The sequence below is a fragment of the Ruegeria sp. K5 genome (genome assembly GCF_056531805.1).
The window spans coordinates 1,369,321-1,385,281 of the sequence record NZ_JBQFML010000001.1 but is presented as its reverse complement, the minus strand read 5'-3'; the positions used below and the strand labels follow the sequence as shown (position 1 = coordinate 1,385,281).

Here is a 15,961-nt window from a genome sequence, read left to right as displayed (position 1 = left end):
GAAAACCCGAGGGGTTTACGCTTCGACCAGATACCGTTCGGACAATGGCAGGCTGGCCGCGCCCAGCGATCTGGCGCTTGGGCCAACAGACCCGGCCGCGATCAGAGGTCTCTCAAGCCCAGTCAGGTTGAGCTGTGACATCTGTGATTCGACCTCGGCAATCAGCCGTGCCTTGATGTCCTCGGGCAGCCAGCCGTCGATCTTGACGCATTCAAAATCGATCAGGCTGCAGGATGAGACAATCGCACAGGCCAGTCCGAACCCGGCCTGTTGCAGCCAATTGTCCAACTCGACTTGTGGGATATGCCACTGATCGGTTTCCTCCCACATCAAGCCGTCGGTTGCGGTGACGGCACGTTCCAGGGTGTAGAGGCTGGCCACGTCGATCAACGGCTTCACAACGCCTGTTTCTATAGGAACGGGCATGGGCCCAAGCGCCCCTGCATTTCCCCGACCCGCATAGATCGAACCATTCAGGACAACGCCGCCGCCGATGAAATAGCCAACATAGAAATACAGGAAATCGCGCGGCCCGTCGGCGGGGCCAAAAACCAGTTCCGCACCGCAGGCCGCTGTTGCGTCATTCTGCAAAAAGACGGGAAAGTCATAGGCTTCGGCCAAATCCGCCTGAATGTCTGCCGTACGCCAGGGGTCCATCTTTTTCTGCGCCACCTGAAGGGTTTGTGCCCAGTCCCACAAATAGAAAGGCATGGCGATCCCAAGGCCCGCGACGCGGGGTCGGGCCTCGGGCGACAGGTCAGAGATCATCCGATCCAGCGCCTGTTTGGCAAATTTCAGTGTCGCGTCCGGTCGCGGGTAGTCGTACGTCTGACTTTCGTGCTTTCGCACGCGCCCAAGAAAGTCGGTCAGAACCAATTCGGCGCTGCGACGACCTATTTTCAATCCGAAAAACAACGCCCCATCCGGGTTAAGTCGCATCGGGATCGAGGGTTGCCCGACCTTGCCCCGCACAGGCTCGCCCCGCAGCAGCAGACCATCCTTTTCCAGCTGCCGCATGATGACCGACACGGTCTGCGCAGACAGACCCGTCATCCGCGCGATTTCGGACTTGGCCAGCGCCTCATGTCTGCGGACCAGAGACAGGACCAGACGCTCATTCCGAGCGCGCATTCCGCTTTGGTTGGTCCCTTTGACCTCGGAAACCCGTTCTGACGGCGTGTTTTCCTGTGGCACTTCAACAGACACGTCTGACCCTCCCCTGTTCAAACCATGAGAAACCGGCGTCTTTCTGTCAATAATAAATAAGAGTGATTTATTTATTGACTCATTTTGAGATTCTTGTGATGGTTTTGCTGTGGGGTCGGGCCATTGCTGCCCGATCACCCATATGCCGGCACCGGCATGGGAGAAATTGGGAGGAGAACTTATGAAACTTGCGACTTTCGCAGGCGCGACAGCTTTGGCCCTGACGGTCACAGCAGGCAGCGCGTTTGCCGACACCACTGTTTGTTTGATCACCAAGACCGACACCAACCCCTTCTTCGTCAAGATGAAGGAAGGTGCGACCGCCAAGGCGGAAGAGCTGGGCATGACCCTGAAGGCCTTCGCGGGCAAGGTCGATGGCGACCACGAAACCCAAGTTCAGGCGATTGAGACCTGCATTCTGGACGGCGCAAAAGGCATTCTGCTGACCGCCTCTGACACCTCATCCATCGTACCTGCCGTGCAGCAGGCACGGGATGCGGGCGTGTTGGTGATTGCGCTTGATACGCCGCTGGAGCCGATTGAGTCGGCGGATGCGACCTTTGCTACCGACAACTTCCTGGCCGGGCTGCTGATTGGCCAATGGGCCAAGGCGACGCTGGGCGATGCGGCCAATGACGCAAAGATTGCCACGCTGGATCTGGCTGTCAGCCAGCCCACCGTGGACGTTCTGCGCAATCAGGGTTTCCTGCAGGGCTTTGGCGTCGATCTGGCGGACCCCAACGTGATCGGAGACGAGGATGACCCCCGCCTTGTCGGCAGTGACGTCACCGCCGGGAACGAAGAAGGCGGTCGCCGCGCGATGGAGAATCTGCTGGCCAAGGACCCGACGATCAACGTTGTGCATACCATCAACGAACCGGCTGCTGCGGGTGCGTACGAAGCGCTCAAGGCGATTGGACGCGAAAATGACGTGCTGATCGTGTCGGTCGATGGCGGCTGCCCCGGCGTGCAGAACGTGGCCGATGGCGTGATCGGCGCGACCTCGCAGCAATATCCGCTGCTGATGGCCTCGCTGGGTGTCGAAGCGGTCAAGAAATGGGCCGATGAGGGTGTGAAGCCCGAAAACACGCCCGGCAAGGACTTCTTTGACACTGGCGTTGCGCTTGTCACCGACAAGGCCGCCGATGGGGTCGAGTCGATCTCGGTCGATGAAGGCATGAACCTCTGCTGGGGTTGATCTGACGACGCAGGAGGCGGCACTGCGGCCTCCTGCCATCCAATCACACCTTTACCCGAAAACTTGCTAAAATGGTCCGCAGACGGGCTCTTGACGCTTGGGGGAACCTTTTATGTCCGATACGTCACGACAACCTGATGATTTCGAGGCCGCCGCGCAGGGCAGCCCGGAACAGGTCGCAGAGTTTGAAGATCATCACCGGGGATTTGTGGGAACGGTTCAGCATTTCCTGCATGTGAACCCCTCGCTTGTTCCGCTGATCGTTCTTGTTGCCGCCATTGTCATCTTTGGCGTTTTGCTGGGGTCGAAGTTTTTCTCGCCCTTTGCGCTGACACTGATCCTGCAACAGGTGCAGATCGTCGGTATCGTCGCAGCAGCACAGAGCCTTGTGATCCTGACCGCAGGCATCGACCTGAGCGTGGGTGCGATCATGGTGATGTCGTCAGTGGTGATGGGGCAATTCACCTTTCGCTACGGCCTGCCGCCAACGGTCGCCATCATCTGCGGGCTGGCTGTCGGGACGGCCATTGGCGCGATCAACGGATATTTGGTCAGTCGGGTCAAATTGCCCCCGTTCATTGTAACGCTGGGCATGTGGCAGATCGTTCTGGCCGCCAACTTCCTGTATTCGCAAAACGAAACGATCCGCTCGCAAGAGATCGAAACAAACGCCCCGATCCTGCAAGTGTTTGGCGCGAAATTTAACGTGGGCGGGGCCGTTTTCACGGTTGGCGTCATCTTCATGTTGGTGCTGATATTGGTGCTGGCTTACGCGTTGCGGCACACGGCCTGGGGACGGCATGTCTATGCTGTGGGCGATGATCCCGAAGCCGCCGAACTGTCGGGTGTAAACGTGCACCGCACCCTGATGTCGGTCTATATGCTGTCCGGTCTGATCTGCGCCTTTGCGGGCTGGGCCCTGATCGGTCGCATCGGATCGGTGTCACCGACTTCAGGGCAACTGGCCAATATCGAAAGCATTACGGCGGTTGTGATTGGCGGGATTTCCCTATTCGGCGGGCGCGGCTCGATACTGGGCTCGCTGTTCGGAGCGCTTATTGTTGGGGTGTTCACACTGGGTCTGCGCCTGCTTGGGGCGGATGCGCAGTGGACCTTCCTGCTGATCGGTATCCTCATCATTGCAGCGGTCGCGGTCGACCAATGGATCAGAAAGGTATCAGCCTGATGGAACCCATTCTCAAAGGACGCAACCTTGTCAAACGTTACGGCAAGGTCACCGCACTGGACCATTGTGACTTTGACCTGATGCCGGGCGAAATTCTGGCGGTAATCGGAGACAATGGCGCAGGCAAGTCCACGCTGATCAAGGCGGTTTCAGGCGCGGTCACGCCGGATGAAGGCGACGTCTGGCTGGATGGGCAGAAGGTGCAGTTCCATTCGCCCATCGACGCGCGGGAAGCCGGGATCGAGACCGTTTACCAGACCCTGGCCATGTCCCCTGCCCTGTCGATTGCCGATAACATGTTCATGGGGCGCGAGATCCGGCGGAGCGGCCCGCTAGGGTCATGGTTCCGAATGCTCGACCGTCCCGCGATGGAGAAATTCGCGCGCGACAAGCTGAGCGAATTGGGTCTGATGACGATCCAGAACATCAATCAGGCGGTTGAAACACTGTCCGGTGGTCAGCGTCAGGGCGTTGCTGTGGCGCGCGCGGCGGCCTTCGGGTCGAAGGTCATCATCCTTGACGAGCCCACAGCGGCGCTTGGCGTCAAGGAAAGCCGCCGGGTGCTGGAACTGATCCAGGATGTGAAATCGCGCGGCATTCCGATCATCCTGATCAGCCACAACATGCCCCATGTGTTCGAAGTCGCCGACCGTATTCACGTGCATCGTCTGGGCAAACGCTTGTGTGTGATCGACCCCAAAGACCATTCGATGTCAGACGCGGTGGCCTTTATGACCGGCGCGATGGACCCCCCCGGTGAAGGCAAGGCGGCGTGACGGCGGAAGGATCGACAGCCCCTGACCTCGCCCAGCAGATTGCCGAGGCGGTCCGGGCGCTGCCTGATCAGAAAACGCGGCACCTTGTGGCGATTGCAGGCCCTCCGGGGGCCGGGAAGACGACCATCGCGGCGTTGGCGCGGGACATGTTACAGCGGCAGGGGATCGCTACCGGTTTGGTCTCGATGGATGGGTTTCACTATGACAACGCCATCTTGATCAAGCGCGGCTTGCTGGACCGCAAAGGCGCGCCGGAAACCTTCGACATCGCCGGGTTTCAGGCAATTCTGCACCGCCTGTTGACCGAAGATGAGGTCGCCGTTCCCGAATTCGACCGCGAGATTGACAAGGCCATCGCCGCGCGTGGACTGGTCGCGCCCGAGCAAAACCTTGTTCTGGTCGAGGGCAATTACCTGCTGTTGGAAGAAGCTGGCTGGGCAAACCTTGCAGAGATATGGGCGCTCAGCGTCTTTCTGGATGTTGATCTGCCCACGCTGGAGGACAGGTTGACCGCGCGTTGGCTGGATCACGGCCTGCCCCCTGACGCGGCCCATGCCCGTGCGCTGGCGAATGATATTCCGAACGCGAAACGGATTCTCTCCAACTCACGTCCTGCGGATATTGTGCTGCGTTAGAACCGGCTGACGTCAGTGAATCCCAGCCGTCAGTGTCCGCACCAACTGGCGTTGCACCAGCAACAAAATAACGGCGGGTGGCAACAGGGCCATCAACGCCAGCGCCATCCCTGCCGGATCCCCGATCCCGGCATAGACCATCCCGCTGACCAGCGTGCTATGGGTCAGGCTGGTTGTGGTGATGATGACCGGCCAGGCATATTGGTTCCAGCCGAACACGAACAGGATCGCAAACAGCGCGGCCATCATCGGCAGGGACAGGGGCAGGATCGTATCGAAGAAAAACCGCATCGGTCCGGCACCGTCCATTCTGGCGGCCTCCATCAGCTCAACCGGGATTTGCCGCAGGAACTGGTTCAGCACCAGAACGCCCAGCCCGCTGGCCGAAACAGGCAGGATCATCCCGGTGTAAGAGTTCAAAAGGCCCAGATCGCTGGTCACGGCGAAAGTGGGCAGCATCCGGCTTTCAATGGGAAAGAACATGGCCAGCAGGATCGCTGCAAAGATCAGGTTACTGTAACGCAGGCGAAAATAGACCAGCGCATAGGCGGCCAGCATTGACACAGAGCAATTCAGGGCCGCCACGCCAACAGCCAGAACCAGCGAGTTCCACATCATCGCCCCGGCACTGATGCTGTTGCTGCTGACCCCGTTTTCCCAAAGGTTCTGGAACAGCGGCCACAGATTGCCGACGCCAACACCGGCCACAAGTTGCCAGCCCAACGCGGCAACCGGCCCGGTCATGACAACCGCTCCGACAATCAGGATCACATGGTCCAGTATGTTGGTTTTGCGCAATTTTTGTCCAACGCGCCGTTTTGGGTTCCTTCAGCCTGACCGGGATAGGCAAACTGCGCGGTTCGGTCAACGCGCGGAATTGCCCGGGCAGAGTTGAATTACGGGCGCTTTGTCTATATATAGACCTTAAATCTGTTTTCGGACAAAGAGGACGCCATGGAAATCGCAGCTCTGCCGCAAGAGGCCAACGCCGCCCCGCTGCTTGTCCCGGTTGAAGCCGCAGATCGCGCGCGGCTCAGCGGGCCGGGTCTGCGCACGTTTCGCAATATCGCGCAAGGCTGGGGGCTGAGCGAGGCGCAGCGCATTGCAACATTGGGGCATCCCGGTCGATCGACCTATCACGCCTGGATCAGGAAGGCGGTTGATCGCAAGCCGATCTCGTTGCCCTTTGACACATTGGTGCGCATCTCGGCCGTTCTGGGTATCCACAAGGCTCTGTCGATCCTGTTTCTTGATCAGGATCAGGCGGTGAAATGGTTGATCAGCCCGCATAAGGGCACGGTTTTTGCAGGGTCGTCCCCATTGCATCTGATCGTGACCGGTGGGCAGGACGGCATGATGACCGTGCGCCGCTATCTGGATGCCTGGCGCGGCGGTGACATGGGTCAGGGCGCGCCCGAGGGTAGTTTCGAGCCGGTAACCGAAGACGACGTGGTCTTTTTGTGAGCTGGGATCTGACCGGGTACACCCGTGCCCGAGCCACATCTTCAACCTGCCGTATCATCCCGTCACGCTTCCCGCCTGTGTCCGCATTCGAAGATGTGGCCAGCGCCGACGATCTGGCAGACGTCTTTGAACTGGAAGGCTGGACCAATGACCGGCTGGTGGCCACGCGCTTGTCCCGGCTGGATCGGGCGCAATGGGTCTATGGCCGACCCAATGCCAGCATTGTCATGTCTTCGTTTCTGCACGGCTCGGTCACGGGGATGCGTTTCACCTCATCCCTGTTGGGCGCGTGGTATGCGGCCAGCGATCTCATGACCTCTGTGCTTGAAGTCGCCAATGGGCTGCGCAAGGAAATTTCACTCTCGGGTCTGACCCATAAACGCGAGGCCTATCGCGAATACGAGGCACGGCTGGTCGGCGATTTTGTCGATGTCTTTGGCAAACACCCCGAGTTTCATGACCCCGACGATACAAGCTATCCCGTTCCCCAACGCTTTGGCGAACATGTGCGACACGCGGGCCCTGGTTTGGGTCTGGTTGGCATTCGCTATGAAAGCGTTCGCAGGCCGGGACATGAAAACTGGGTCTGCTTTGACCCGCCATCGGTGCAAGATGTTGTTCAGGCCCGCCATTTCGAGATCGACATACGCCCGACGGGCAAAGTGACGGTCGAGGAATTGACGTAACCGCAGGGACATCAAAACCCTGCATTTCCCTGAAAAAGCCGATAACCCCGACGAAAATTCTGTTTACTGACCGCCACGTCCCGTGCACATTCGAGGCATGCCTTATTTCGAGCGAAAACCCTACGCCAGCATGCTTCGTGCAGTAGATCCGACCGCGCCAATGTTGGATCAAAACCCGATATCGGATTTGGCGCGCAGTGTTTTGGACGCTGAAACCGGTCAGAAACTGCCGCTGGACGGGCCATTTCAATGCCAGGAAACCTGCAGACCGGGCGGAACGGGAACAATTGTGCTGTCCGTTGCCGCACCGGCCGGGTTCGGTGCGGTTGAGATGCGGTTCGAGGCTGGTGATCTGACGAACGAAGAAGGTGCTGTGATCCCCGCCGACCGCCTGCGGGTCGAGCCTGCCACCCTAAAGCTGGGCGCGGGGGAAGTGGCCGATGTCAGCGTTATTCTGACGGTGCACGATCTGGTGGACCCCGGCCAGTATCATGGGCGGGTTCATTGTTTTGGCTCGGAACGCTCGGCCATCGTGGTAAAATTCGATATCGCCGCCCGTCAGACCTGACGCGCGACCAGATAATCCATGAACTGACCCAGAAAAGCCCGTGGGCCGCCCTGAGCCCCGGCAAACACGTTGTCAAACTCAGTGCGCGCTGACTGAAGCAGATCATCCGCCGCGCGCTGCGCGTACTCGACACAGCCGTAATGGTGCATCCGCGACAAAACCCAGTCGACATCATGGGTCGAGCGGTCTTGTCTGGGGTCGGACAGAAACCGGGACAGGCGGTCTTTTTCGCGCTGCTCGCCATTCAGGCTGAGCTGGCTCAGCATCAAGGTCCGTTTGCCCTCGTATATATCGCCGCCGATTTCCTTGCCGTATTTGTCTTGACTTCCGACAAGGTTCAGAACGTCATCCTGTATCTGAAATGCGGCCCCCAGAAAGAAGCCAAAGGCGTTGAAATCGTCCAGATTCAACCGGCCCGAGGCCACATCATCCGGTCGCGCGATCAACGCTCCAATCCGCAGCGGGTGGATAAAACTGTACCAACAGGTCTTTTTCAGACACATGGTCAGGTAATCCGCCGGGGTGACGTCCATCCGGTTGTCGCGAATCCACCCAAGCTCGATCGCCTGCCCTTCGATGGATTGCAGCAGAAGGTGATCGAACTCATCCAGCACGCGCGCCGATGTCTCGGGGCCCAGCGGGTCCAGATTGTCGCGCAACAGACGTAAAGCCAGCGCCTGCATGCCGTCGCCCGTATTGATCGCAAGCGGCACGCCGAGGCGTTTATGCATGCATTCCCGGCCGCGACGGAAATCGCTGACATCTTCAATGTCGTCATGGATCAGAAACGCGTTGTGCAGCAGTTCGATCACCGCTGCTGACACGATGGCATCTTCGGTTTTGCCGCCGAACGCCTCGCAGGTCGCCAGCAAAAGCGCCGGGCGCAGCCCCTTGCCGGACGTTTCGATATAGTCGCGGATTGGGCCGTACAGATAATCTTGGGGCTCATGCGTCGGTAGCCGGCCCAACAACGCCTGCCGCGCCTGATCCCCGTAAGAGGTCAGTTGTTCCAGAAATCCTTGCGTTGCCGCCGGATCCAGATGCGCGGTGGATGCGCTCACAGGCTCAGCCCTTCTGCGTGATGATGACTTTGCGGCGCGAACCGCCCGCCGCGCCGGGGTTCGGCTTTGAATTCAGCGATGTGCCCATGATCCGGTCCACGCCGGGCACGGATGAGGGCTCGGCCCCGGTTCCGACAACGTCCAGCGCGACCTCTTCGGCCTGCTCTGCACCCGGGATTGGGATGTCTACACCGGGCACGTAAGACGCCATCATGTCATACAATGCGGGCGGAGGGCACACCATCCGCAGCGCATCCGCAATCGCGGGTTCTTCGACAAACCCGCCGGGCTTGGAATACTCGCTGGCAATTGGGCCGACAGCGGCCAACGGCCCTTCACCCCCGCCCGTCGTTCCCGTGGTGTCCTGCGCGGTGCGCAGCGATGCCTGAACCGCCTCGGAAAACCGATCATCCCAGGGCAGACCGGCCTGATACCGCGCGTAATCATAGGCGCGCAGCGGGCGCAGAATATCCGGTTCGTGCAGATCCCAGATTTTGCAAAGCTCGGCGTCAGAGTTGCTGCGCCGCAGGATGCCATTGACGGCGCGCCGCGCGGCTTCGTTCGCACCTTCCATGGTGGCAAGGTCGGTGAAAGTGCGTACATAGTCCGACGCCAGGAAGAAATTCGGGATCAGAGTCGCCGCGTTGGGCCGCAGGCGCCACGTGTTTATGCGATTGACCAGCAGCGGCTCGACATTGCTCATCCGCGAGGGGTGCTCGGGGTCGGCGACAATGTCGGGATCGAGGAACCAATAGTGCATATCCTCGTCGCGCAGAACGGTTTGGCCGTCCACGTTGAGGCTGCGTTTCATCTGCGCCCAGACCTCATCCGCAATCTCTTCGCGGGTGCAGTTTCGCGCGGTCTTGCCGTTGAGGCCCGGCTTGTCCCATTCGGAGATATCGATAGACAGCAGGCCCTTGGTCTTGCCCTCGGCCCAGTTCTCGAAATTGATATCGGGCCAGAATTGTTTCTGCGACACGGCCGTCAGGGCCCATGGGCTGTCGATGAAGATCACGTGGCCATGGGTCAGTTCGACCTCTTTCGTCAGGTAATACTGGATGCCGTTCATCCACTGGACGTTCTCAGCCAACAGCTTCAGCTTGGCCAGCGCCGGATCCAGCGCGGTCATCGACCGGGTCACAAGCGGTGCGATCCGTTCGATTGGCAGGGCGCTGATGAACCAGTCGCCGGTGATCGTTTCCTCTTTCCCGGCCCGCTCGATTGTGGCGTTCACGATCCGGCCGTCCCGGCACTCGATGCCCGTGACTTTTGAATCGAAGTGGTATTTCACCCCCATGCTCTCAAGGTAGTTGAGCCAGGGCTGGATCCAGACCAGATTTGTCGGCCCGTTCAGCAATCGGTTGCAATGCGGTTCCGGTGTGGCAATGCCCAACTGCAACTGAATGGCGATATCGCCCACGGTCTTGGTGCTGGCCGTTGTGGCCTTGGCCGCAACCAGCGAGCGCGTCAGGCCAATCGCCAGAAACTTCTGATAGGCTTCCGACCGTTCTTCGGCCCCGATGAAATCCCACCAGCCGGTGCGTTCATACTCATCCTCGCGCCGTTCCTTGCACGAGGTTGCAATGCGCCACATGCAGCTGATGAAATGTTCGACATCCTCGAACCCGATCTCATCCCGGGGCGAGATCGTGAAGGCGAAGGTCTTGAGCGCATCCGCGACCTCTTTCAAGGACCGGGGAGAGCGTTCGGGAACGATAATGCCCGGCTTGTCGAACTGGCTGACCAGAACCTGCGTGGTTGGCATCAGGTTATCGAAACAGGTGCCCTTGTCGTAATAGGGCGTGCGGGCCATCGTGTCGGTGATGTGGCGGTAGAAGTTCGGGAAGAAGCGGAACCCGTGTTCGCCCGGCAACCAGGGGCGTTTGACACCGGGCGGGAAGTCCGCGCCGTCCATATCGACCCATTGCTGAAGCGCCTCGATATGCTTGGCTTTCGATCCCCGGTCATCTTCGCTTTTCATCACGGGGATGCTGCGTGCCTTGCCGCCGGCGATCAGTTGTCGTTCGTAAACCTCAACTTCGAACCCGCGCTCGATCAGCTCATGCGCGGCACTCATCCCCGCCACGCCGCCGCCCAGTATGACCACCTTCTCAGGCATCGGATGTTCCTTTCGCGGAATAGACGTCAAAGCGCAGGGTGACGTCGGACAGGCTCGCCTGCCCGATCCCGATCCCCTGCACCCGGTTCAGCCACTTATAGTTGGGGTTCGACGTCAGATAACGTGAGGCAATGTGAACGGGGGCCGTGGCGGGCAGCTGCCCCTTGCACAATGCGGCAAAGGCTGTCTGACCAAAGTCGCAAATGCCTGAGTCCTCGAACATGATCGGCTCGCCACCATCGTCCGGTTTGATCATCGCCCGCGCATTCAGACTGCCCACCCCGTCCGGTCGCACCTGCATCCAGTCGCCGCCCACCGGCTCAATCGTGCCATTCAGCTTCGGGCCACAAACCGTGCCGCCTTCGCGGATGGCGAAATGCAGCCAAAGCCCTTCCGGGGTCTCTCCGGTGGTGCGAAAATTTGCGTCAAACGGAACCACAAAACGCGCGATATGGTCCAGAGCCGGCGATACCGGGGCCGCATCTGCTGCCGGTTTTTGCGCTGGCTTGACCTGCTGATAGCCCGGATCAACTTCGCGACCCCGGCTTGTCAGAACGGGACGCCACGACATCGGCTTGCCCGCCAAAGCAAGGGGCAAAGTGGCGGCGAATTGCTGCATTCCTGTCTTCGGATCACACCCAACAGGCCACCCCCGCACCGCGCGTTCCGGCCCGCCCGCTTCGGAAAACAGCAATCGCAACGTGTCGTGCGACGATACAGCCGGTCCGGCCTCGACCAGAACCCGCTGAACCCCGCTGACGGTCTGGGTGACCGCCTCGGACCACCGCAGGGTAATCCCTTTGTCGGTGAACTCGCGCACGACCCCGTCCCCGATCAGAAGTGGATTTTGGTAACGGCCTTTTCTTCCTTTATCCTCAGACGGAATTTCTGCTGCACGCGGAAGACATGTTCACCCTCGGACGAGGTTTGCAGGTATTTGACCGCGATATCCGAAGGCACAACGATTTCAATCGGCGCCCCTTGCAGCGAGACCAGAACCGCTTCTTTTGCCGGAATGGCGCCAGAGCGCAGCAAAGGTCCATCAAGGAAGGGAAGGATGCTGTCGCGCGGCAGAACCATCGAGTTTGCCAGCGGAGTTGTCACCGCCTCAAACAGATCGTTACCCATGACACAGGCAAATGGACCCAGATGGCCTTCGGTTTCCAGTTTGTTGATACCTTTCACGACCGCCTGGAACACTTCGGTTCCTGTGGCGTTAGTCCCCGTTTTGGTTCCTTTGGTAGGGTTATTTGCCCCGGCTTGCAAAAGCCCGTCATATGCGCCGCCGCCGCTGACGGTGAAAATGTTTGGCAGCTTCCCGGTCCCAGTTGAGGGTGGAGCCTGGTTTGCTGCAGGTTGCCCCTTGAACACAATCAAGTCTTCGACTCGGGCAACAACAGTGGCTGCACGCCGGAACATGAGCTGCGCTGCGGCAAGTTCCGGATCGGCAATCTGGGCACCCTTCAGAAACACATTTACCGATACGGTTGTAAGGCGCGAGGTGTCATAATCATTCACCACAAGGCGATCGACCGCACCGCCCCCCGTGGAATCCACCTCTAGCGTGTTCAGCGGAACCGATTGCGTATCGGCTGGCAACGGCCCGTATAGGGGTAAAAAACTGGCAGCGACCCGAGATCGAAGCGCCTCATCATGAACAACCTGATTGACGGTGCTCCACTGCTCTTGACTCCATTCAAGTGCCTCGGTCATCAAAAATCCCTCCAGTTGGTACTGCTCAACTGATCTTGGCAGCTTTTTCAATATTCGTCGTATCGCTCAGCGTTTCCAACAAACGCCGGGCGCGATCTTCCAAAACAACGGCACCGGTTTCCTGGGCAAGCTGCAGTGCCGTCTTGGCCTCAGCTATCGCAGCGTCCCATTCACCACGGGCGGCAAAGGCCTTGGCCCGGACCCGATGATATTCGGGCTTGTTCAGCGTCTCACCCCGATCCCAACCGGGCTGGCACACATGCTCAAGCCGCTCCAGAGCCGGATCAATATTGCCCTGATCAATCTGTAATTCTGAAAGAACAATCTGATTCTGCGGAAAAGTAAAGTTCCCACCCGCATTCGAGACGAGATCCATGTACGTTTCCACCCGCTCGGCCCCGCCTGCGACGTCGCCCATACCGGCCTGCGCCAGACCCATATAGATGTCTTGCATCGCGTGCAGATACAGGAAGCCTTCCTCATCCGCGATCTTGCGCGCTTCTTTCATTGTCTTGTCCATCCGCTCCCATTCCCCGGCATAGGGCAGGAACATCGAACAGGCCCCCATGATGTAAACAAGGTTGGGCGCGTGTTTCAGCGATCTGCTGATTTCGATGGATTCCAGACGGGCGGCCTCGGCCTCTTCAAACTTGCCAAGTTGCCATAGCAGACAGCCCTTGATGGCCTGGAAAGAGGCCGCCGTAGACGATTGAGTAATGGGCAACATCGCCAGATCCATTTCCGGTGTCAGCAGGTCCAGCCCATAGTCGACATGGTGCTGACATTCGGCAAACTCGCCCCGGAAATAATGCGTGAAGCTCAGGGCCCGCGACGCCAGAACCATTGTGACCGGATCCTGCACCGCACCGGCCATTCCGGCCAGGGCCTGCCCCATCTCCATGGCGCGGTTCATCTGACCGCCGACGAAGAAATTGGTCCATCGGCAGAAAGTCGCCGCAAACAGCGTTTCGCCATCGCCAAGCGCCTGCGCAAGCTCCATCGCGCGGGCGGCGGTCTGGCCGACCTGATCCGATGACCAACCATAGATTGCCATATAGGCCGGAAGCACATTCATCTGCACGCGCAGTTCCAGACCATCGCGATCCGGTGCAACGGGCAGCGTGTCGATGTTGCGAAGCGCCGCACGGAATGCCGAAATGGCTGGCAGATTGGCCAAACGCGACAACGCCTGCTCGCCAGCTGTAATCCAGTGGGTGACGGCCACGTCATTCAGCCCGCCCAGATCGCAATGATGCGCGACTGTGTCGGGGGCCGGAGTTCCAAATGCTTCATGCCCGGCCAGAAGCGCCTCGGCGATTTGCAGGTGCAGCTTTTCGCGATCATCCAGCAGCAGCGAGTTATAGGCGGTATCCTGAACAAGCGCGTGGTTGAACGTGTAGGTCGGCGAACCGGCATCGCTGGTGGCCAGAACCAGCCCTGCGGCCATCAGCTGAATCAACGCCCCGTCCACATCCGTGCCATCCGGTGCAACCGCGCGGATCATCGGAGCGGTAAAGCTGCGCCCGATGACCGACCCAAGCTGCGCAATCGGTTTGGCCTTTTCCATCCGGTCAAGACGCGACATGAGCGAGTCCTGCAAGGTCGCCGGAATGCTCAGCGTATCCAGAACCGCAGCGTCGATCGGTACGTCATGAGGCAGCTGATCCAGAACCGCCTTGGTCATTTCCTCGATATAAAGCGGCACGCCATCCGCCTTCTGGATGATCTGATGCACCAGAATAACCGGCAGGCTGCGCGGCTCTGCAACGCGGCGCACCAGTTCTGAAGCTTCCGATTTGCCCAAAGGTGTCAAATCGATGATCTCGGCCCGGCCTTCGAAATGCTCGGGCGGTTCATATTCCGGGCGATGCGACATCACGATCAGGATCGGCATTTGATCCAGTGCGCCAACCAGCGCGTCCAGCGCATCCAGTGTCGTTGCGTCTGCCCAGTGCACATCTTCCAGCACCAGCAACATCGCACCCTGCTTGTCGCAAACACTGCCGGCACATCGGATCAACAGGTCCAAAGACATCCGGGCCTTTTTCAACGGATCGGATTCGACCGGACCGTCTGCCGACAGACCGGCAAGATCCACCAGCAGCGGCAGATCGGCGTCAGTCAGGCGCGAGGCGTCCTGAACAAACTCGGCAATTGCCTGTTTCACCGCCTCTTCACCCGTGCCGTCATTGGACATGCCGCGAAGGTGCCCCTGCAGCGGATGCAGCGGCAAACTGGCCAGATGCGGAACGCATTGCAGGGTCAGCGGAACGGTATCCAGCGTCTCGGACAGGGACTTGATCAGCCGCGATTTGCCGATCCCCGCCGCACCACCAACCAACGCCAGCTTGCCCGAGCCGTCCTTTGCACTTTCCCACAGACCCGTGAGGGTCGACAGATCGCTTTGGCGCGAAACCAAAGTCACCGCAGATTGACCGGACCGCGCGTCAAACCGGCTGGGGGCGACTACTTCGGAGACGACCCGATAAACGGTGCGTTCGTGTTGAAAGCCCTTCAGCTCATGACTGCCGCGGGGTTCAAAATCAAACGCCCCTTTGGTCAACTGCCAGGTCTCGGATGCCACAATGGCCTCGCCCGGATTGGCCAGCCCTTGCAGGCGCGACGCAAGGTTTGCGGTTTCCCCAACCAGAAAATCCCCGGTGCCCAAGCTTTTGGACGACACGGTACCAACGACGACAAGACCGGTTGCAATGCCCGCCCGCAGATCCAGGTTTTCACCGTATTTGGTATCCAGATTCTGCACCGCCTCGATGGTTTCAAGAACCGCGCGTACTGCGCGTTCGGCATCATCCTCCATCGCTTTGGGATAGCCGAAATACATCATGATCCCGTCGCCCTGACGATACGCCAGGTGGCAGCCATGCCGTTTCATCGTTCCGATTGCGGTGTCCAGATACAGAGTCATGATCTGCATCAGCTCTTCCGGATCATAGCGTTGCGCCAATTGGGTCGAGCCAACCAGATCGCAGAACACCAGTGTCAGCTGGCGACGCTCGGCCACGCGGGACAGTTCGGGATTGTCCTCTACTTCCAGCCGCTTCAGCTCGATCTGGGCCTGCCGAAAACGCTTTCTCTGCCCGACTGTCAGGCCAAGATCGCGCAGCTCGGGATCTGTCAGATCGTCAAGAAGTTCATCCGAGATTTCTTCTTCGGCAAATCGGGATGCGTGTTCTTCCAACCCGGCCTTTTCAAGGACTGTGATCAGGCGGGCCGAATGGTCGACAACCTGAGTCATGGTTCCGTGCCTTTGCACATCTTAGTTTCCCCCTGTCACCCGTCCTAAACAACAGATTAACGGCAAAAACTTGCCGAATCTACACAATAGGAT

Annotated in this window: 14 protein-coding genes; 7 read left to right on the top strand and 7 right to left on the bottom strand. The window is 59.4% G+C overall.

Features of this window, described 5'->3' with window-relative positions; genetic code table 11:
• Nucleotides 1–15: 15 nt before the first annotated feature.
• Nucleotides 16–1,131, bottom strand: a complete 1,116-nt coding sequence (locus ACR0MO_RS06855; protein ID WP_170622681.1) for an ROK family transcriptional regulator — start codon at nt 1,129–1,131, stop codon at nt 16–18.
• A gap of 256 nt (nt 1,132–1,387) precedes the next feature.
• On the opposite strand from ACR0MO_RS06855, the gene ACR0MO_RS06850 reads away from it, so the two are divergent.
• The 4 genes from ACR0MO_RS06850 (at nt 1,388) to ACR0MO_RS06835 (ending at nt 5,001) form a co-directional block, all read left to right on the top strand.
• Nucleotides 1,388–2,404, top strand: a complete 1,017-nt coding sequence (locus ACR0MO_RS06850) for a sugar ABC transporter substrate-binding protein (RefSeq protein WP_170622633.1) — start codon at nt 1,388–1,390, stop codon at nt 2,402–2,404.
• 112 nt (nt 2,405–2,516) lie between these two features.
• Nucleotides 2,517–3,590 carry an ABC transporter permease gene (locus tag ACR0MO_RS06845; protein WP_480890324.1) on the top strand — a complete coding sequence of 358 codons (1,074 nt, stop codon included), beginning with the start codon at nt 2,517–2,519 and terminating at the stop codon, nt 3,588–3,590.
• On the top strand, nt 3,590–4,366 hold the full coding sequence (locus ACR0MO_RS06840) for an ATP-binding cassette domain-containing protein (RefSeq protein ID WP_170630976.1): 777 nt from the start codon (nt 3,590–3,592) through the stop codon (nt 4,364–4,366). Before ACR0MO_RS06845 ends, ACR0MO_RS06840 begins: the two co-directional genes overlap by 1 nt.
• Nucleotides 4,363–5,001, top strand: a complete 639-nt coding sequence (locus tag ACR0MO_RS06835; RefSeq protein ID WP_480890321.1) for a nucleoside/nucleotide kinase family protein — start codon at nt 4,363–4,365, stop codon at nt 4,999–5,001. Before ACR0MO_RS06840 ends, ACR0MO_RS06835 begins: the two co-directional genes overlap by 4 nt.
• A 12-nt stretch (nt 5,002–5,013) precedes the next feature.
• On the opposite strand, the gene ACR0MO_RS06830 is transcribed toward ACR0MO_RS06835, so the two are convergent.
• Nucleotides 5,014–5,799, bottom strand: coding sequence for an ABC transporter permease subunit (locus ACR0MO_RS06830; RefSeq protein WP_480890318.1), 786 nt, complete (start codon nt 5,797–5,799; stop codon nt 5,014–5,016).
• A gap of 156 nt (nt 5,800–5,955) precedes the next feature.
• Between ACR0MO_RS06830 and ACR0MO_RS06825 the strand changes: the two genes are divergently transcribed.
• The 3 genes from ACR0MO_RS06825 (at nt 5,956) to ACR0MO_RS06815 (ending at nt 7,719) form a co-directional block, all read left to right on the top strand.
• Nucleotides 5,956–6,465: an antitoxin Xre/MbcA/ParS toxin-binding domain-containing protein gene (locus ACR0MO_RS06825; protein WP_480890315.1), complete on the top strand. Its 510-nt coding sequence runs from the start codon at nt 5,956–5,958 to the stop codon at nt 6,463–6,465.
• Nucleotides 6,462–7,151 carry an RES family NAD+ phosphorylase gene (locus tag ACR0MO_RS06820; RefSeq protein WP_480583991.1) on the top strand — a complete coding sequence of 230 codons (690 nt, stop codon included), beginning with the start codon at nt 6,462–6,464 and terminating at the stop codon, nt 7,149–7,151. The genes ACR0MO_RS06825 and ACR0MO_RS06820 overlap by 4 nt, the downstream gene beginning before the upstream one ends.
• 160 nt (nt 7,152–7,311) lie before the next feature.
• Nucleotides 7,312–7,719, top strand: coding sequence for a hypothetical protein (locus tag ACR0MO_RS06815; RefSeq protein ID WP_480890312.1), 408 nt, complete (start codon nt 7,312–7,314; stop codon nt 7,717–7,719).
• On the opposite strand, the gene ACR0MO_RS06810 is transcribed toward ACR0MO_RS06815, so the two are convergent.
• From ACR0MO_RS06810 to ACR0MO_RS06790, 5 genes are read right to left on the bottom strand one after another with little or no spacing between them, the layout of a single operon-like run.
• On the bottom strand, nt 7,710–8,780 hold the full coding sequence (locus ACR0MO_RS06810) for an FPP/GGPP synthase family protein (RefSeq protein ID WP_170622637.1): 1,071 nt from the start codon (nt 8,778–8,780) through the stop codon (nt 7,710–7,712). The two genes, ACR0MO_RS06815 and ACR0MO_RS06810, sit on opposite strands and share 10 nt — an antisense overlap.
• Before the next feature lie 4 nt (nt 8,781–8,784).
• Nucleotides 8,785–10,899 (bottom strand): hydroxysqualene dehydroxylase, encoded by a 2,115-nt coding sequence (locus tag ACR0MO_RS06805; RefSeq protein ID WP_480890309.1) that lies wholly within the window; start codon nt 10,897–10,899, stop codon nt 8,785–8,787.
• A complete protein-coding gene (locus ACR0MO_RS06800; protein ID WP_480873252.1) occupies nt 10,892–11,719 on the bottom strand; it encodes a DUF3237 domain-containing protein in 828 nt (275 codons plus the stop codon). Before ACR0MO_RS06800 ends, ACR0MO_RS06805 begins: the two co-directional genes overlap by 8 nt.
• Nucleotides 11,720–11,733: 14 nt before the next feature.
• On the bottom strand, nt 11,734–12,663 hold the full coding sequence (locus tag ACR0MO_RS06795; protein WP_480890306.1) for an encapsulin: 930 nt from the start codon (nt 12,661–12,663) through the stop codon (nt 11,734–11,736).
• Nucleotides 12,638–15,868 (bottom strand): adenylate/guanylate cyclase domain-containing protein, encoded by a 3,231-nt coding sequence (locus ACR0MO_RS06790; protein ID WP_480890303.1) that lies wholly within the window; start codon nt 15,866–15,868, stop codon nt 12,638–12,640. Before ACR0MO_RS06790 ends, ACR0MO_RS06795 begins: the two co-directional genes overlap by 26 nt.
• Nucleotides 15,869–15,961: the final 93 nt, after the last annotated feature.